Raw genomic sequence first — 17,012 nt, 5'->3', positions numbered from 1 at the left:
CCACCTTAAGGTTGTGCGAAACGGATGGTGACGGGCATACCTTGTCGCAACGATTCATCGGCATCAGTGATAATGATACGTAAGCGATAAACCAGATCGGTACGCAGCTCCGGTGTTTCAACACTTTTAGGGGTAAATTCTGCCGTGGGTGATACGAAACCTATTTTGCCGTGATATGGCTTGCCTGGGCGACCATCGGTAAATACGTCGACTTCGGTACCGGGAATGGCCTGATTCAAGTGGGGTTCACTGACGTAGGCCCGTACCCATACCGGATCGGTCAATGACAGGGTAAATACGGTGTTACTGGCGGATAAAATGGTCCCCGGTTCAACCGCACGAGTGAGTACGGTACCCGCTGATGGCGCAAGCAGGGTGGTATCTTGCAGATTGAGTTGAGCTTGAGCCAGTTCCGCTTCACTTTGGGCCAGATTCGCTTCGGCTTGCGCAATTTCCTGTGGCCGGTTGCCACTCAAATATTGTGCAAGCTTATCTTTGGAGGCTTGCAGATTAGCTTGTGCTTGATTACGGGCAGTCCGCGCATTTTCTAGCTCGTTGGCAGAGGTGGCTTTACTTGACCACAACCCTTGCTGGCGTTTTAGGAAGCTATCAGCATAGCTAAATGCGGCTTCTCGCTGAGCAACTTCAGATTTTACCTGTGCTATCTCCTCGTCACGGTATCCTGCCTTCAATAAAGCCAATTGTGCTTGCGCGCTTTGAACATTGGCTTGCGCTTGTTTGAGTGCATTGAGATAAGGGCCGTTATCCAGTTTCCCCAGTATTTCCCCTGGCTGGATTTTATCCCCTTCATCGACAGTCAGAGAAGCCAGCCGACCACCAACCCGAAAGCCCAAGTTCACTGTGCGAATATCCACATTGCCATACAACGTCAATGATGCGTCGTGTTGTTGACGGTAGTAGCTCCAGCCATAACCTATTGCCGCCAGTAGGGCAACTATAACGACGGCCACTATAATCTTCTTGCGATTCATAATGCTCCCTATCTACCATTTCTATAGCTACAATTTTATAATGCCCCATTTAATAAGCTCACCGTACTGATTTGCCTCGCAGTCCGTAAAGCAGCAGGTCAATGTGCTCGATAAGTACTTGATTGATCATTTCACTTTCTGCCTCACCAATATCCAGCCAACCGGCCTGGCGGCGGATAGTCTCGCGGCCCATGCGAAAGGCCAGCACTTCACCAATCAAGGCATGGGTATGAAGAATCGTTTTGGTCGCACTGGCATCGGCACCAATAAATGCGGCCAGTAGTAGATTGAGTTTTTGGTGTAATGGCGCAATAGCCTGCATATGAATCAGTGGGTAAGCGTCGCTCGGAGAGAGTTGCTCACGCGCCATGATTTTACTTATATTCAACGTTTCTGGCTGCGTCATTAGATGGCTGAATTCCAGCAACCCACGGCGAATAAAATGCAACTGTTGCTCGGCCGTTTGTGCGTGAATCGGTTGTTGGAGAAATTGGTCAATCTCTTGCGCCAACGGTGAAAAGGTCTGCTGAATGAAATCTGCTATTTGTTGCACGACCGCCAGATACAACCCTTCTTTAGAGTTGAAATAGTAGGTGATGGCTGCAATATTCTGCCCTGACCGCTGCGCGATATCCCGAGTAGTGGCCCCTTTCAGGCCTAACTCACCGAATAATTCGGTAGCCGCGTGAATCAATTGTTGGCGGGCTTGCTCACCACGGCTGGTCACGGGAGCAGATGATATTAAAGAATGAGGTGTGGAATGAGACATAGTCACCATACTCAATAAATTGAAATTAGTTGAATGCCAATGGATAGCTGAACAATAAATCAATCATATGATTAACTTTAGGCCTCCCCAAAGAAGATGTAAAGTCAGCGTGAATAAAAGCCCTGTTTTTGCGATCGGGGATGGATAAATGACAAGTAATAAATCAATTCTCTTGATGTTTGCGCTAATAAAAATCTTAAGAAATGTGTAAATATCCCTTTTCTTGCTAAAGATCTGCTACAATCAGCCGCAATGGTGCACTGCAGTTTGTGCCAATCCTCGTGGTAATGCCTCAATTCATGCCTCGTCTGATAATCTTCCCTTGAAACTGCACCTGACGATATCGTTGGGATTGGGAAGATCTGGAGCTTCTTGTAATATGTCATTTGATTCTCTCGGCCTAAACGCCGACATCCTGCGTGCTGTTGAAGAGCAGGGCTACCTTGTGCCGACACCGATTCAACGTCAGGCAATTCCTGTGGTATTGGAAGGCCGTGATTTAATGGCCAGCGCGCAAACCGGTACCGGTAAAACTGCGGGTTTCACCTTGCCGTTGTTGCAACTGCTTAGTCTGGATCAACAGCCAATTAAAGGCCGTCGCCCGGTACGTGCGTTGATCTTAACGCCGACCCGTGAACTGGCTGCGCAGATTGACGAAAACGTACAGAGTTACAGTAAATATCTGAAGCTACGTTCGCTGGTGGTATTTGGTGGCGTTAGCATTAACCCACAGATGATGAAATTGCGTGGTGGTGTTGATATTTTGGTGGCGACGCCTGGCCGTTTACTGGATCTGGAACATCAGAACGCAGTAGATTTGTCCAAGATTGAGATTTTGGTATTGGACGAAGCTGACCGCATGCTGGATATGGGCTTTATTCACGACATCCGCCGCGTATTGGCAAAACTGCCCGCTAAGCGCCAGAACTTGCTGTTCTCCGCCACCTTCTCAGACGAGATTAAAGGTTTGGCGAGCAAATTGTTGAACAACCCAGCTTCTGTTGAAGTGGCGCGTCGCAATACTGCTTCTGAGCAAATCGCGCAAAGTGTTCATTTTGTGGATAAAAACCGCAAACGTGAATTATTGTCTCAGATGATTGGTGAAGGCAACTGGCAGCAAGTGTTGGTGTTTAACCGCACTAAGCATGGTGCTAACCATTTGGCTGAACAACTGAATAAAGACGGCATTACCGCAGCGGCAATTCACGGTAATAAGAGCCAGGGTGCACGTACTCGTGCATTGGCTGATTTTAAAGACGGTAAAATCCGTGTACTGGTAGCCACTGATATTGCTGCCCGTGGTCTGGATATTGATCAGTTACCCCATGTGGTTAACTATGAATTACCTAACGTACCAGAAGATTACGTGCACCGTATCGGCCGTACTGGCCGCGCGGAACGCACAGGTGAAGCGATTTCACTGGTTTGCGTTGATGAGCATAAACTGTTGCGTGATATTGAGCGTTTGCTGAAGCGTGAAATTCCGCGCATCGCGCTGGATGGCTATGAGCCGGATCCAAGCATCAAAGCTGATCCGATTCAAAATGGCCGTCAGGGTCGTGGTGCACAACGTCCAGGAATGGGCCGTGGTAGCAGCGCGGGTCGCCCACAGAATGGCGGTGGTGCAGCCGGTCGCGGCGATAGCCGTAACAGTCGCCCACGTAGCCAGGCTGATGGTCAACGTCGCCCGGCTGGCCCTTCTTCACGTGGTCGTAGCAGTAAACCCGGCGAATAAGCAGTAATCCCTTTCGCTGATCAAACCGCTTCTTTGAGGCGGTTTTTTTTCATCTGAATCGGCGTGCTTACTGGGTTATTCCTTGTTTTGCACCCCAACTTCCCCGTATCATTGCCGGTCTTTTTTACGGTTATACTGGGCGAGTGCGGATAATGGATCAGGGTAATTAGCATGCGAGTATTATTGGCGCCGATGGAAGGGGTATTAGACTCACTGGTGCGTGAACTCCTCAGCGAAGTGAACGATTATGACCTTTGTATCACCGAGTTTTTACGGGTGGTCGATCAACTTTTGCCGGCAAAATCCTTCTATCGTCTCTGTCCTGAATTACATCATCAAAGCCGTACTCCATCAGGCACCTTAGTTCGCATCCAATTATTGGGTCAATATCCAGAGTGGCTGGCGGAAAACGCGGCTCGCGCAGTAGAACTTGGCTCGTACGGCGTTGACCTCAATTGCGGATGTCCTTCAAAGCTCGTTAATGGTAGTGGCGGTGGTGCCACATTGCTGAAAGATCCTGAACTGATTTATCAGGGGGCCAAAGCGATGCGTGAAGCAGTGCCAGCGCACTTGCCGGTCACTGTCAAAATTCGTTTGGGTTGGGATTCTGGTGATCGTCAGTTTGAAATCGCTGACGCAGTGCAACAAGCTGGCGCGACTGAACTGGCGGTGCATGGCCGCACCAAAGAAGATGGTTACCAAGCCGAGCGCATTAACTGGCAGGCAATTAGCGAGATCCGCCAGCGGCTGACTATCCCCGTGATCGCCAATGGTGAAATCTGGGATTACCAGAGCGCGCAGGAATGCATGAAGGTCACGGGCTGCGATGCCGTGATGCTAGGGCGCGGTGCATTGAATGTACCGAATCTGAGCCGGGTAGTTAAGTATAACGAACCGCGTATGAGCTGGCCTGAAGTGGTCAAGCTATTGCAAAAATATGTGCTGTTGGAGAAACAGGGCGATACCGGCTTGTATCATGTTGCCCGTATCAAACAGTGGTTGGGTTATTTACGTAAAGAATATGCTGAAGCCAGCGATTTATTTAGCGAAATCCGTGCGTTAAAAACCTCAAAAGACATTGCGATTACAATTTTACGGGCGTAGGTTTTCACTGTTTTTATATTCATTAGGCGAATATCTATCTTAAATATAGCCTAAACAAGAATGATTGTTCTTTTGATTTATTTTAAGTATCGCGTTTATAGTGTGCCTGCATTTTAAATGCAGTATCTCGTTAGGCGAGGCTCCTATACAAACACAGGTTACTGATCTGACGACGTCCAGAGACGCCCAAGGTTAGGACAGGTTATATCGGATTAAGGTATAACCCAAAGTAACTTCTGAGAAATCAGATACGTTGTATAGTGCTAAAACTTAGACACGGAGATAGCCATAGAGCACTCTCTAATCTGGTTGCGCCCCTATGTGAGGACTGTTTAGCTAATTTATAACAGTAATAGGGTCATTTATGAGTTCACATCTCGATTTAGCAATACCAAACCAATCCAATCAAGGCGAGGATAAAGAGTCCACCTTAGGTGCCTATATCAGCGATGCTTATATTACGGTATCGGCTGATATGTCAGTCGCTGAGGCTAAAGCCTATTTCTTGCAGAATATTTCAGACAATGAAATACCAACGCAATTGTTGGTAACCAATGGCAAGCAGCATTTGGTCGGCTTACTCTCGGTTAAGAATTTACTGACTGAAGATCAGCCGGATATAAAAGTATTCCAAATTATCAATCAGAGCTATTTCTCACTATCTCCAGATCAGGATCGCCATGAAGCGGCAAGTTTATTGGTAAAAAGCGGTCTGGACATTGTTCCGGTATTAAGCCACGGAAAATTAGTGGGGGTATTACGGGCGAAAGATATTGCCGAATTGATTGAAGATGAAAATACTGAGGATGCCCAACGGCAAGGTGCCAGCCTGCCTCTCGATGAGCCTTATTTGCAAACGAGTCCGATAACATTATGGCGCAAACGCGTTATATGGTTATTACTGCTGTTTGTGGCAGAAGCTTATACCGGAACAGTATTGAAAGCGTTTGAAGAGCAGTTGGAAGCGGCTATCGCTCTGGCTTTCTTTATTCCATTACTGATTGGAACCGGCGGTAACAGTGGTACGCAAATCACCTCGACTCTGGTGCGGGCCATGGCCTTGGGGGAGGTGAGTCTGCGCAATGTAGGGGCGGTATTGCGTAAAGAGATTTCTACTTCTCTTATGGTGGCAACGACTATTGGCCTGGCTGCCTGGATCCGCGCTTGGTTTTTGGGCGTAGGAATGGAAGTCACCATCGTGGTGAGCTTGACTGTTGTTGCCATCACCGTGTGGAGTGCCATTGTCTCTTCTATTATTCCAATGGTATTAAAGCGGATGTCAATTGATCCTGCTGTGGTTTCTGCGCCTTTTATTGCTACCTTTATTGATGGTACGGGCCTGATTATTTACTTTGAAATAGCACAGTTAGTGATGAGTGATTTGGCATAATTGGCTGACAATGAAAAGGCCGCGTGCGGCCTTTCTGATAAACGGCGCGGCTATTTCTTTTTACGCCCGATAAATTTTGCAATACCTAATAGGAATACTGCACCAACAAGAATCAGCAATGCATCAACCCAGAACGTGAGTGATGCTAGATTTTCATCATGGATATCCGCTAAACCTGCCGCTATTAGAAATACACCGAAGAGAATACCAAAGATTGTTGTTCCCATATAAATACCTATGAATCAGTTTTATATCCGTCATACTTCAAGCTGCATCTGCGTTGGCTACGTTCAATCAACTGAATCACTTACACATGTAAGCTCATCGGGTTAATGAGCCTCATCCCTGAGGCTCACCCTGCGGGCAGCATAAATGCTGTTCAAATAGCTTCCCGACCGATTTGTCTCTTGCTTGCCACCGTCCTGCAACTCGAATTATTTAGGGTATATCTAAAAATTATGTTGGTAATTATAGGCTAACAATGAGTCTTATAAGTTTTTTTTCATTATTATTGAGAGTCTGTTTAGATTTATAGCATTAATCTCTCCACCAATTAACGTCACATCCCGCGTAATTTAGCAGCATTGAATTAGCCTAACCCAAATTCGTTCACTATGGCTGCTTGATTGTTTTATAAACAATTACTATCTTTCAAAATAATGCTCACAATCAGTAACTGTTCCTTTCTTTGAAAAATGTTTACCGATGAGTAGCGATTAGGCAGTTTTAATCTTTGTAACAATCATTTGAAGAATGTGTGGTGCGCAGGTCATTGCTGTAATTTATAATGCGCCGGACCAACCACAATCACTCCCGACAACCTGTCTAAGCTGACGAACATGCATGTGAAAATCCGTTTTGCACTATTAAGTTTTTTGCTTTTATCTACCGGTATCAGCGTCGTTCCTTTAGCCACAGCCAGTGGTGGGATGGCTGAAATTAAAGGGAAAGCTCCCTTGGAACTGGCATCCGGCAGTGCGATGGTGGTTGATTTACAAACAAATAAAGTTATTTACGCTAACAATGCAGATGAAGTGGTTCCTATTGCATCAATCACCAAATTAATGACAGCAATGGTGGTGTTGGATGCCAAATTGCCATTGGATGAGATTATCTCAGTAGATATTCATCAAACTAAAGAAATGAAAGGGGTGTTTTCTCGGGTTCGGGTAAACAGTGAGATTAGCCGCAAAGATATGCTGCTACTGGCATTGATGTCATCAGAAAACCGCGCTGCGGCGAGTCTGGCGCATCACTATCCAGGTGGCTATAACGCATTTATTAAAGCAATGAATGTGAAAGCGAAATCTTTGGGAATGACCAAAACACGTTATGTTGAGCCAACTGGCCTGTCGATTGATAATGTCTCGACTGCGCGTGACTTGACCAAGTTACTGATGGCAACCAAACAATACCCACTGATTGGGCAATTAAGCACCACGACTGAGAAAATGGCAACTTTCCGTGATCCTAATTATACACTGCCATTCCGTAATACTAACCATTTGGTTTATAACGATAAATGGAGTATTCAGCTCACTAAAACTGGTTTTACAAACCAAGCTGGGCACTGTCTGGCAATGCGTACCGTCATTGGCAATCGCCCTGTAGCACTTGTGGTGTTAGATGCTTTTGGCAAATATACGCATTTTGCTGATGCAAACCGCCTGCGTAGTTGGATGGAAACCGGTAAAGCAGCCCCGATCCCAGGCGCGGCCAAAAGCTATCGTCAGCAAAAAGATACCCAAGGTCGCTTAGCTCAGGTATCAGAATAGGTATAGAAAACAGTATTCGAATGGCAGAATTTGCAGTCAGACCTGCAAATTCTGCTTAACGTACTGGTGTGATATTTACACCACTCAGATAAACATTAAAAAATTAATTTAAACACGCCAGTAATCGTCAGCAAACCGACAATAAAAATAATGGCGATAATCCACAGTATTATTTTCATTCTGTCTCCCAGATTTAGCTTAATACCGACTAACATGTGTTAGCCGCACCAACCTCGTTGGCTCTAGACTATGACTATAGTTTGTTTGGCAGAATTCAGGAGATAGAGGGCTTGAATTCAGATAATGCCTAATATCGGCTTGATATGGAGCACAGTATCTGTGTGATATTACTTTTTCTGCCAGTTTTTAAGTTTTGAGGTTTTGCCAATCCCTGGATTAAAACTGTTAGTTGGGTCTATCTGTTGGTAAAAATTCTTCAAGGCAGGTTTGGCTATATAGAGGTGCCCCACATTGTGTTCAGCCGGATATTCCGCACCTTTGTCATTGAGCAATGCCAGCATTTTTTGTTTTAATGCCTGAGTATCGACACCTTTCTTCACGATATAGTCTTGATGGAAAACATGACACAAGAAATGACCATAATAGAGCTTGGCGACCAGGCATTGATCTATTTCTGCCGGAAGAGTCTCAAACCACTGTTCTTCATTGCGCGGTAGAGCAATATCGAGAGCCAGAATATCCTCCACTTTGTCGGCGTGAATGGCGTGATAGCGCACGGCGGCACCTGCTGCGGCAAAACGATGTAAAAATGCTTTCTTACCTTCATCAGCGGTACATGTAATGAAATTTCCTTCCACTGTCGCAAAAAAGTCCTTCAAAAATTGCTGTGCTTCAGGAATACCTGCACCTGACATTTTAAGCATCAGATGGTGCTCATATTTACTCCGATATGTCTTAATCCGCTTAGGTAAATGATTGGGCAATACCTGGCTGAAGCCTTGCATTATCCGATCAGTTAAATGGTCGATTAGAAAAGGAACTTTGCTAAGCCGAGCGTCAATTTTACCTTTTAGAGTAAAAAAACGGGGCATATTATTGGTGCCCATGCGGTTTATCATAACAAAGGTATCTTTACCGTATACTTCAGCGATATCAAAAATATCGCGATGCATGTACTCACCGGCTATCGGCAGGTGTTTAAAATCACGTAAAATTGCACGACGTAATTCAGTTAATACCTGAGTTTGATTGGTACCGATATAAAAGACTTGCTGCTGTGTTTCACTGGGGAAAGTATCGAGCCGCACCGCAAATACAGCCAATTTACCGGCACATCCTGAGGCTTCAAATAACCGTCTTGGGTCGGCATTGAAGCGTGAAGGGGTTGGCGCATCAATATCTCTTACTCGCGTGGCATACTCATGATCTGAGGCTTGCTGTGTGCCCTGTGTAATATCGCTGGCACGATATTTCCCCCGTTCCAGCCGTTGCAAAATCTCTTCTGGTGTATTGCCTAAGTTAATCCCTAAATGATTTATTAACTGTAACTTACCTTGATCATCAATCTGTGCGTATAGTGCCATCTCGGTGTAGGCTGGCCCTCTTTGAACCAATGACCCCCCTGAGTTATTACAAATACCACCCACCACCGATGCACCGATACACGAGGACCCAATGACGGAATGAGGTTCACGGCCATAGGGTTTCAGACGTTTCTCCAACTGATTCAGGGTACTACCGGGAAAACCAATAACCTGCTGCCCATCATTTAATAGTTGGATTTGATTGAGGCGCAAAGTATTTAATATAACAATTGGCCGATCATAATCATTACCACTGGGGGTTGAGCCTTCTGTCAGTCCAGTGTTCGCAGCCTGCATGATAACAATGGTATCGGCGGCTACACAGGCTTGTAGCAACTGCCATTGCTGTAATAACGTGGAGGGGAATACCACCGCAAGAGCAGACCCCGCACCAGAGCGAAACCCTGTGCGATAGCGCTCCGTTTGCCGCTCGCCGGTTAACAAGTAGCGCACACCCACGATCAACCGTAACTGGTTCAGCAAGGCTTGCATTTTTTCATCATTGGATTGATTCATTGGTGCCGCTCCCTGTAATGGCATTGATTTTTATTAGTGCTCACCCGCATTAGGTTAATATGAACGTGTTCTGCGGATGCCATGAAGTAAACATGAGGGAGGGAAGGGTTTCCTGATAAATCGCACACTTTGTGAGCTGCATCTCGTTATTAGCGCTTAAATTGTCTTCAACCTTCACCATTTTAGTCGTTTAAACATTACTAACATTAATGATTAATCAGGCGGTTATTCAGCGTATTGAGGTTAGGTTGGCCCATCGGGATACTGATAAATATTTTGATCGTTACATGATGAGGTATAGGATCGGGTTTAATAATTACACTGATTAGTAAGGTATTTATGAGTGAGCATTTTGTTGGTAAATATGAAGTTGAGTTAAAGTTCCATGTATCGAACATCAGTCATTTACATGAAAAACTAGCATTACATCAAGCATTGCCATTTACCCTCAATAATCATGAAAAAGATATCTATCTGGAAGCCAACGGTGGTGATTTAGCGGCTAAACAGATCAGTATGGTGCTACGTGAGATGAACCCGTCAGGTATCCGTTTATGGATAGTAAAAGGGCCGGGAACTGAACGCTGTGAGGCCAGCAATATTGAGGATATAGCGAAGGTGCAAAGCATGCTGGTGACGTTAGGCTATCAGCCCGCATTTGTTCTTGAGAAAATCCGCAGTATCTATTTTATCGGGAAGTTTCATGTCACGGTTGATAGCTTGGCGGGTCTTGGCGACTTTGCTGAAATAGCCATCATGACCGATGATGCTACGGCTCTGGATAGCCTTAAAGTAGAATGCCAGCAGTTAGCCGATAAATTAGGGTTACTGCCACAACAACAAGAAACTCAATCTTACCGGCAGCTATTAGGTTTTTAGTCCGGTTGCGATGTCATGTCGGCCGTGTCGCATACGCATACCACGGCCACACAGCGTTATTTCTTCATCAAAGACTTAAGGTTGGCGAATGGATTATGGGTAGCAACCCCCTGATCATTCTGGGCGTCATCCCCGGCAATTACTGTAGAGCCATATTGGTCTGCTTCGGTGTATTTAGAATGCTCATGATCATGGCAAAAAAGGCATAACATCTCCCAATTACTGCCATCTTCTGGATTATTGCTGTGATCATGATCAATATGGTGAACTGTCAGTTCTCGCAAATTGGAATAAACAAACTCCCGTGAACATTTACCGCAAACCCACGGGAAAATTTTCAGTGCTTTTTCCCGATAACCACTTTCCAAACGGGTGTAATTCTTCGGTATATATGCCATGTGAACCTTCAATTCAACAAGAGATAATGGCTTTATTTTAGCGTGAATTCAGGCAGTAGACTATCAACAATTTGGTTATAGTTATTCAGTTGGCCGTCTATAATCACGTTGGCGCACAATGGAAACATATTGAATCGATTATAAAAAATAGGATTCAAATAATAATCGTTTTCGGCGTATTTTTGAGACTTTTGCTGATGATTTAAAGGAATAAGACGCTTTACACTATGTCATGTTCTACACCGTGGCATGTTTTACATTATCAGCATTAAAGTTATTAGCATGAGATTATCCGTATCCCGCTAATAGGCTTATTTTACGGCAGGCAATACAGTGTGTTTCGCCTGACCCCCTTTGCCGACACAGTTGAGGCGATATGAAAGAATCTGAGGTGCTGGCCGAAGTCAGTAATGAAAACCAGACATTGGTTGCCGTGGTGCAACAGGATAATCGGGTAGTCTACTTCTATATTTATCCGCAGGAAGCATTTGAGGAGCGTTTCCCCGTGCGTGCCTGCTGGGTGAGAAATCTGGTTGCTGCGCCACAATCGGCGGATAATTCCGCTCTTGAGCAAGGATTGGCCCCACGATTAGCCGCAGAATTTTGCCGTAATGTGGCGGGTGAGGCGGAATTGGATGCGCAGTTTATTACCATAGTCTGGTCTGAAAGTGACGACGGTGCAGCATTGTGGTATCAGGGGCAATTGCTGGCGATTATTCCTGGCTGGAGCCTCTATATTGATCACTCCATTAGCTATTCCGCCAGTTGTATTAAAGATAATCCACTGACATTACCCCTCGGATCAGCGTCGACTAATACGCAATATGCCAGTGCGCAAAATACCCGTCAATTTTGGCGGATCTGGCAACAGGAAGAAGGGAATCCGTGGCCTGCCTTGCAAGCTGACTATATGCAGCGTTATGAACAGCACTTTGGCCCATCGGTGAAATATTATGCTATCGATCAGGGAACATGGCCGCCAATGGCTATCTCCCAGCATGAGAAAGAAGGAATATATTATTTTCTGACATTAGGTGTCAGTATTCGTCCTCAACCGTGGGTTGAAATATTATTCAATGATGATGCGACCCAATACCGGCGTCTGGAAATGGCGATTGCAATTGATAGCCAATATATTAATGAGGACAACGCTATCAACATGGCCAGCGCACTGGCGGGATTCGCTCATGTTCCCTGGAGTAAAATAACTTGGCTTGGCGAAGGGCATACACTTGAATCGGCTGTCGCCCCTCAGGGTTACGAAGGTTATATTTTATCATCAGCATTATATGCAGATGCAGATAATCTGACGCTCCCTTACCAACAAGGTGATCCGGTTAATATGTATTGGGTCAGCCCTGTCTTTACGAGTGAACGAGAGTTTGCCCACAGTGGGCCGAATGGTGGATATGATTTGTTGAAAAAACTGAAACAACAAGGGGTTAATCATATATTTTCGCCGCGACAGCCAGTTATTTGATCTGCGTTGAACTTAGCTGGTCTGATTTGCAGATTTTGTTAATCGGGTCTTAACTTAATGATGTTAGCTGCTTTAAGACTGTCAGGTTAAGCTCGTTATGTTTACCTGAGACCTGTGTTTAAGATTGAACGCAAAGCTGAAAGGCGGAGCAAAACAGTGGGTAGTCAAACCAGTTAGCAGCAAATATTAATTTCATGGAGGTGTTTATGGGCATACTATCTTGGATTATTTTTGGTCTTATCGCCGGTATTTTGGCTAAATGGATTATGCCCGGAGAGGATGGCGGTGGCTTTATTATGACCGTTATTCTCGGTGTAGTCGGTGCCCTGGTGGGGGGGTATATTAGCACCTTCTTTGGTATGGGGAGAGTTGATGGGTTTAATTTTGGTAGCTTTGTCGTGGCGGTTGTCGGTTCACTGGTCGTGCTATTTGTCTACCGTAAATTAAGAAGTTAGATACTCATCAATATCCTGTAATTGAGTAAAATATAAGAAAGGTGGCTATTTTTTGTCACCTTTCTCTCATAAAACTTTCATCAAGATGCAATAGAACTATCCGTTAATAGCTCATGACGACAGGCAATCTGAGAGACATGTTATGGGCCAGGCATTACGTAAATTCACTGTGGCTGACTATCCGGCTGCGGTGCAAGAACCGCGTAAGAAGGTACTTGCCGTTAAAGGATTAGTTAAAGCTTACAAATCGCAACACCGCGTTTTGGATGATATAAATTTTGAGCTTCATGCTGGTGAATTTGTCGCAATTATTGGCCGCTCAGGTGCCGGTAAATCAACATTATTACATGTTTTAAATGGCACAATTCCCAGCAGTGCCGGTGAAATCATAAATTATCATGATAATGGTGATACGCAAAATATTACGGCATTAACAACCAAGCAGATGCGTAAATGGCGCGCAAAATGCGGCATGATTTTTCAAGATTTCTGTTTGGTACCCCGTCTTGATGTGATAACTAATGTTTTATTAGGCCGCCTAAGTTATACCTCCACGTTTAAATCATTTTTCAAAATATTTGCTGATGAAGACCGGGCCAGGGCAATTGAGCTATTACAATGGCTTAATATGTTACCTCATGCGTTGCAGCGTGCCGAGAATCTCTCTGGTGGTCAAATGCAACGGGTGGCCATCTGCCGCGCCATGATGCAAAACCCCAAAATACTATTAGCTGATGAACCCGTCGCATCTTTGGATCCGAAAAATACCACTCGCATTATGAATACATTACAGAAAATAAGTGAAAACGATATTGCGGTAGTCGTGAACTTACATTCTGTCGATTTAGTGAAAGACTATTGTACCCGAGTGATTGGCATTGCCCATGGGCGGATTATCTTTGATGGTCATCCCTCAATGCTGAATGATTCTATTATTCAAAATATTTACAGTGACGAGTCCACCGAGCTTTTGCATTAATCCCCACTTATCCCTTTATCCGAATAGGTTATTTTAATGAAAAAAGTATTTTGTCTTACCTCATTAGTGGCAAGTTTGATAGTTTTTAATGCTACAGCAGCGGATGCACCAAAAGAAATTAATCTGGGTATTCTTGGCGGGCAGAATGCGACACAACAAATTGGCGATAATATGTGTGTCAAAGAATTTTTAGATAAAGAGTTAAATGTAAAAACAAACCTACATAATGCCTCCGATTATTCTGGCGTAATACAAGGTTTATTGGGTGGGAAGATTGATTTGGTATTAAGTATGTCGCCTTCTTCTTTTGCCTCTGTTTATATCAAAGATCCTAAAGCCGTTGATATTGTAGGTATTGCTATCGATGATACTGACAAATCACGCGGTTATCACTCTGTTGTTGTTGTAAAAGCTGATAGCCCTTATCAGAAAATTGAAGATTTGAAAGGTAAAGCATTTGGTTTTGCTGACCCAGATTCCACCTCCGGTTTCCTGATCCCTAATCAAAGCTTTAAACAGAAACTTGGTGGGACACCAGATAACAAATATAACAACTTCTTCTCTAGCGTGACATTCTCTGGTGGTCATGAGCAAGATATTCTGGGCGTTATTAATGGGCAATTTGCCGGTGCAGTCACCTGGGCTTCAATGATAGGTGACTATAACACCGGTTACACCAGTGGTGCATTTACGCGCATGATTCGCATGGATCACCCGGATTTAATGAAACAGATCCGTATCATCTGGCAGTCGCCATTGATCCCCAATGGCCCGATTCTCGTCCGCAGCGCATTACCGCCTGAGTTTAAAGCGCAATTAGTGGCTGCGGTTAAAAAGCTGGATAAAGAAGATCACGGTTGCTTTATTAAAGCAATGGGTGGCAAACAGCATATTGGCGAAACATCCCTCAGTGAGTATCAAACGATCATTGATATGAAGCGTGAATTAACTAAAGGTGATCGTTAATTCGGTCCGGCGGATAAAACAAAATAGCTCTGGCTTGCCGGAGCTATTGCTTTTAGGTGGTAGCTTATTTTGAATACTGATTTTAACCACTACTATCAGCAAATTCGTAGTAAACAGAAACGTGAGACGTTGATTTGGTCATTAACGCTGGCAATTATTTATCTTGGTGCTGGAAGTATTGCTGAGTTTAATTTGCATACTGTTTTTATTTCTATTCCGCATTTCTTTGATTATCTAGCTGAAACGATACCCGTACTCCATTGGCACAATTTATTCGCAGATGGTCACACGGAGGGCTCTCTGGCTTATTGGGGTTATCGGTTACCTATTCAGTTGCCGCTGATTTGGGAAACGCTGCAATTAGCAGTGGCATCTACTATTTTATCCGTGGTGGTTGCGGTTATCTTGGCCTTTCTGGCTGCAAATAATACTCAAAGCCCGCCTTGGTTACGGTTATCTATTCGAACTTTCGTGGCATTTTTACGCACCATGCCGGAATTGGCATGGGCAGTGATGTTTGTTATGGCCTTTGGTATCGGGGCAATCCCCGGTTTTCTGGCGCTGGCATTACATACTATTGGCAGCCTGACTAAGTTGTTCTATGAATCACTTGAAACAGCATCTGATAAACCGGTCCGTGGGCTGGCCGCTTGTGGTGCGGGTAAATTACAACGAATGCGTTTTGCGCTGTGGCCGCAGGTAAAACCGATATTTCTCTCCTATAGCTTTATGCGCCTGGAGATAAATTTCCGCCAATCGACCATTTTAGGGCTGGTTGGCGCTGGCGGGATTGGGCAGGAGTTGATGACGTCAATAAAGTTGGACCGCTATGATCAGGTGAGCATGACATTGCTGCTGATTATTATTGTGGTATCGCTGTTGGATTACGCCTCGGGTAAATTACGTCAGCGTGTTGTGGAAGGAGCTTCATAATGTTAACTCATCATTTAACACCGACACAGATATTGGCTCTAAAACAGCAACATCCGCAGTTTTTCTTACAGCAAAAACGATATATCAGGTTAGTTACCGCTATTACTATCGGTATTTTTTTATACTATCTGTTTTTCTTCAAAGTTTTTGGTATCCCTTGGCTGACATTTGCTAATGGCAGCCAGCAAATAAGTCGCTATTTTTTGCGTATGTTTGTTTGGCATGATTTTATCAATTGGCCCTTTAAATACTATTTCAGTCAGATATTTATTACCTTGGCAATTGTATTTGCAGGAACCTTAACCGCGACGGTACTGGCGTTACCGTTATCGTTCCTGGCCGCACGCAACGTCATGTCGACACCGGGATTACGTATTGTTTCCTTTATGATTCGGCGCTTTTTAGATATTTTTCGTGGTATCGATATGGCCATTTGGGGGTTGATTTTTGTTCGTGCCGTTGGGATGGGGCCACTTGCGGGGGTGTTAGCTATTATCATGCAAGATATGGGGTTGCTGGGTAAACTCTATGCCGAAGGACATGAGGCTGTTGATAAATCACCTAATCAAGGTCTGGCTGCCATGGGCGCAAATGCACTACAAAAACACCGCTTTGGCATTTTCACGCAGTCTTTTCCAACACTGTTGGCGTTAAGTCTTTATCAAATCGAGTCCAATACGCGTTCCGCTGCAGTATTAGGTTTTGTCGGGGCCGGAGGGATTGGTTTGGTTTATGCCGAGAATATGCGCTTATGGAACTGGGATGTCGTGATGTTTATTACCTTAATTATGGTTGTGATTGTTATGATTATGGATAATATATCAGCCATATTACGCAGAAAATACATTATTGGTGAGGATATTGCTCTTTATCAATCCCCCAATAATAGTAAGATGAATAGCTGATATTTAGTTGCATGGAAAGATGAAGAAAATATTTAATTTATCGTGGTCTTCCAAGTTGCCTTATTATTGGTTTTTGTTTATTTTATCGGAATTCATACTTTTCGCATTAATCAGATTTGCATTGAGAAAATCAACGTAAATCTATACAATACTGCCCGCTAGACGTGAAAGAAGCCTTTTGTTTTTCTTGCG

The 17,012-nt window shown here is 44.4% G+C and carries 16 protein-coding genes and 1 riboswitch; of the genes, 11 read left to right on the top strand and 5 right to left on the bottom strand.

All coding sequences use genetic code 11. The features are described 5' to 3' along the window. Nucleotides 1-5: 5 nt before the first annotated feature. Both hlyD and cecR read right to left on the bottom strand, forming a co-directional pair. Nucleotides 6-992: a secretion protein HlyD gene (gene hlyD, locus A6J67_RS18500; protein WP_050072855.1), complete on the bottom strand. Its 987-nt coding sequence runs from the start codon at nucleotides 990-992 to the stop codon at nucleotides 6-8. Nucleotides 993-1,050: 58 nt separating this feature from the next. Beyond that, complete coding sequence (gene cecR, locus A6J67_RS18495) at nucleotides 1,051-1,761, bottom strand: transcriptional regulator CecR (RefSeq protein WP_080608316.1); 711 nt, start codon at nucleotides 1,759-1,761, stop codon at nucleotides 1,051-1,053. Nucleotides 1,762-2,140: 379 nt separating this feature from the next. Between cecR and rhlE the strand changes: the two genes are divergently transcribed. From rhlE to A6J67_RS18480, 3 genes are all read left to right on the top strand, one after another. Continuing rightward, the gene (gene rhlE, locus A6J67_RS18490; RefSeq protein ID WP_005189563.1) at nucleotides 2,141-3,496 is read left to right on the top strand and encodes an ATP-dependent RNA helicase RhlE; all 1,356 of its coding nucleotides are present in this window, start codon (nucleotides 2,141-2,143) and stop codon (nucleotides 3,494-3,496) included. Nucleotides 3,497-3,667: 171 nt separating this feature from the next. Continuing rightward, the gene (gene dusC, locus A6J67_RS18485; protein ID WP_005189567.1) at nucleotides 3,668-4,600 is read left to right on the top strand and encodes a tRNA dihydrouridine(16) synthase DusC; all 933 of its coding nucleotides are present in this window, start codon (nucleotides 3,668-3,670) and stop codon (nucleotides 4,598-4,600) included. A gap of 119 nt (nucleotides 4,601-4,719) precedes the next feature. After that, nucleotides 4,720-4,889: riboswitch (M-box (ykoK) riboswitch) on the top strand. Between the two features lie 75 nt (nucleotides 4,890-4,964). Next, entirely contained in the window at nucleotides 4,965-5,990 is a 1,026-nt protein-coding gene (locus A6J67_RS18480) for a magnesium transporter (protein ID WP_050297708.1), read from the top strand. 50 nt (nucleotides 5,991-6,040) lie between these two features. On the opposite strand, the gene A6J67_RS18475 is transcribed toward A6J67_RS18480, so the two are convergent. Beyond that, a complete protein-coding gene (locus tag A6J67_RS18475; protein ID WP_005189574.1) occupies nucleotides 6,041-6,217 on the bottom strand; it encodes a hypothetical protein in 177 nt (58 codons plus the stop codon). Between the two features lie 612 nt (nucleotides 6,218-6,829). Between A6J67_RS18475 and pbpG the strand changes: the two genes are divergently transcribed. Beyond that, nucleotides 6,830-7,765, top strand: coding sequence for a D-alanyl-D-alanine endopeptidase (gene pbpG / locus A6J67_RS18470; protein ID WP_050288803.1), 936 nt, complete (start codon nucleotides 6,830-6,832; stop codon nucleotides 7,763-7,765). Nucleotides 7,766-8,112: 347 nt separating this feature from the next. Here pbpG and dld read toward each other — a convergent pair whose 3' ends face one another. Further along, nucleotides 8,113-9,825 (bottom strand): D-lactate dehydrogenase, encoded by a 1,713-nt coding sequence (gene dld, locus A6J67_RS18465; RefSeq protein WP_050288802.1) that lies wholly within the window; start codon nucleotides 9,823-9,825, stop codon nucleotides 8,113-8,115. 339 nt (nucleotides 9,826-10,164) lie between these two features. Between dld and A6J67_RS18460 the strand changes: the two genes are divergently transcribed. Beyond that, on the top strand, nucleotides 10,165-10,704 hold the full coding sequence (locus tag A6J67_RS18460; protein WP_042569427.1) for a class IV adenylate cyclase: 540 nt from the start codon (nucleotides 10,165-10,167) through the stop codon (nucleotides 10,702-10,704). 56 nt (nucleotides 10,705-10,760) lie between these two features. On the opposite strand, the gene yajD is transcribed toward A6J67_RS18460, so the two are convergent. Then, on the bottom strand, nucleotides 10,761-11,102 hold the full coding sequence (gene yajD / locus A6J67_RS18455; RefSeq protein WP_005189583.1) for an HNH nuclease YajD: 342 nt from the start codon (nucleotides 11,100-11,102) through the stop codon (nucleotides 10,761-10,763). A gap of 376 nt (nucleotides 11,103-11,478) precedes the next feature. Between yajD and A6J67_RS18450 the strand changes: the two genes are divergently transcribed. From A6J67_RS18450 to phnE (A6J67_RS18425), 6 genes are all read left to right on the top strand, one after another. Then, nucleotides 11,479-12,582 (top strand): suppressor of fused domain protein, encoded by a 1,104-nt coding sequence (locus tag A6J67_RS18450; protein WP_005189585.1) that lies wholly within the window; start codon nucleotides 11,479-11,481, stop codon nucleotides 12,580-12,582. A 206-nt stretch (nucleotides 12,583-12,788) separates the two neighbouring features. Then, the gene (locus tag A6J67_RS18445; RefSeq protein WP_005189587.1) at nucleotides 12,789-13,037 is read left to right on the top strand and encodes a GlsB/YeaQ/YmgE family stress response membrane protein; all 249 of its coding nucleotides are present in this window, start codon (nucleotides 12,789-12,791) and stop codon (nucleotides 13,035-13,037) included. Nucleotides 13,038-13,179: 142 nt separating this feature from the next. Continuing rightward, the gene (phnC, locus tag A6J67_RS18440; RefSeq protein WP_005189589.1) at nucleotides 13,180-14,016 is read left to right on the top strand and encodes a phosphonate ABC transporter ATP-binding protein; all 837 of its coding nucleotides are present in this window, start codon (nucleotides 13,180-13,182) and stop codon (nucleotides 14,014-14,016) included. Between the two features lie 36 nt (nucleotides 14,017-14,052). Further along, nucleotides 14,053-14,982, top strand: coding sequence for a phosphonate ABC transporter substrate-binding protein (phnD, locus tag A6J67_RS18435; RefSeq protein ID WP_005189592.1), 930 nt, complete (start codon nucleotides 14,053-14,055; stop codon nucleotides 14,980-14,982). A gap of 69 nt (nucleotides 14,983-15,051) precedes the next feature. Continuing rightward, complete coding sequence (gene phnE / locus A6J67_RS18430; protein ID WP_032907202.1) at nucleotides 15,052-15,915, top strand: phosphonate ABC transporter, permease protein PhnE; 864 nt, start codon at nucleotides 15,052-15,054, stop codon at nucleotides 15,913-15,915. Next, nucleotides 15,915-16,820, top strand: coding sequence for a phosphonate ABC transporter, permease protein PhnE (gene phnE, locus A6J67_RS18425; protein ID WP_005189595.1), 906 nt, complete (start codon nucleotides 15,915-15,917; stop codon nucleotides 16,818-16,820). The genes phnE (A6J67_RS18430) and phnE (A6J67_RS18425) overlap by 1 nt, the downstream gene beginning before the upstream one ends. Nucleotides 16,821-17,012 lie beyond the last annotated feature (192 nt).

This window comes from Yersinia sp. FDAARGOS_228 (assembly GCF_002073315.2).
In the GTDB taxonomy this organism is placed as follows: Bacteria; Pseudomonadota; Gammaproteobacteria; order Enterobacterales; family Enterobacteriaceae; genus Yersinia; species Yersinia intermedia.
This window is presented reverse-complemented; position numbering and strand designations above follow the sequence as displayed.

Excerpts from the sequence above, each read along its gene's own strand:
- A6J67_RS18480 (WP_050297708.1), top strand. The coding sequence starts at position 4,965 with ATGAGTTCACATCTCGATTTAGCAATACCAAACCAATCCAATCAAGGC.
- A6J67_RS18445 (WP_005189587.1), top strand. The coding sequence starts at position 12,789 with ATGGGCATACTATCTTGGATTATTTTTGGTCTTATCGCCGGTATTTTG.
- A6J67_RS18475 (WP_005189574.1), bottom strand. The coding sequence starts at position 6,217 with ATGGGAACAACAATCTTTGGTATTCTCTTCGGTGTATTTCTAATAGCG.
- phnC (WP_005189589.1), top strand. The coding sequence starts at position 13,180 with ATGGGCCAGGCATTACGTAAATTCACTGTGGCTGACTATCCGGCTGCG.
- dusC (WP_005189567.1), top strand. The coding sequence starts at position 3,668 with ATGCGAGTATTATTGGCGCCGATGGAAGGGGTATTAGACTCACTGGTG.
- dld (WP_050288802.1), bottom strand. The coding sequence starts at position 9,825 with ATGAATCAATCCAATGATGAAAAAATGCAAGCCTTGCTGAACCAGTTA.
- phnD (WP_005189592.1), top strand. The coding sequence starts at position 14,053 with ATGAAAAAAGTATTTTGTCTTACCTCATTAGTGGCAAGTTTGATAGTT.
- hlyD (WP_050072855.1), bottom strand. The coding sequence starts at position 992 with ATGAATCGCAAGAAGATTATAGTGGCCGTCGTTATAGTTGCCCTACTG.
- A6J67_RS18450 (WP_005189585.1), top strand. The coding sequence starts at position 11,479 with ATGAAAGAATCTGAGGTGCTGGCCGAAGTCAGTAATGAAAACCAGACA.
- cecR (WP_080608316.1), bottom strand. The coding sequence starts at position 1,761 with ATGTCTCATTCCACACCTCATTCTTTAATATCATCTGCTCCCGTGACC.
- phnE (WP_005189595.1), top strand. The coding sequence starts at position 15,915 with ATGTTAACTCATCATTTAACACCGACACAGATATTGGCTCTAAAACAG.
- A6J67_RS18460 (WP_042569427.1), top strand. The coding sequence starts at position 10,165 with ATGAGTGAGCATTTTGTTGGTAAATATGAAGTTGAGTTAAAGTTCCAT.
- rhlE (WP_005189563.1), top strand. The coding sequence starts at position 2,141 with ATGTCATTTGATTCTCTCGGCCTAAACGCCGACATCCTGCGTGCTGTT.
- yajD (WP_005189583.1), bottom strand. The coding sequence starts at position 11,102 with ATGGCATATATACCGAAGAATTACACCCGTTTGGAAAGTGGTTATCGG.
- pbpG (WP_050288803.1), top strand. The coding sequence starts at position 6,830 with ATGCATGTGAAAATCCGTTTTGCACTATTAAGTTTTTTGCTTTTATCT.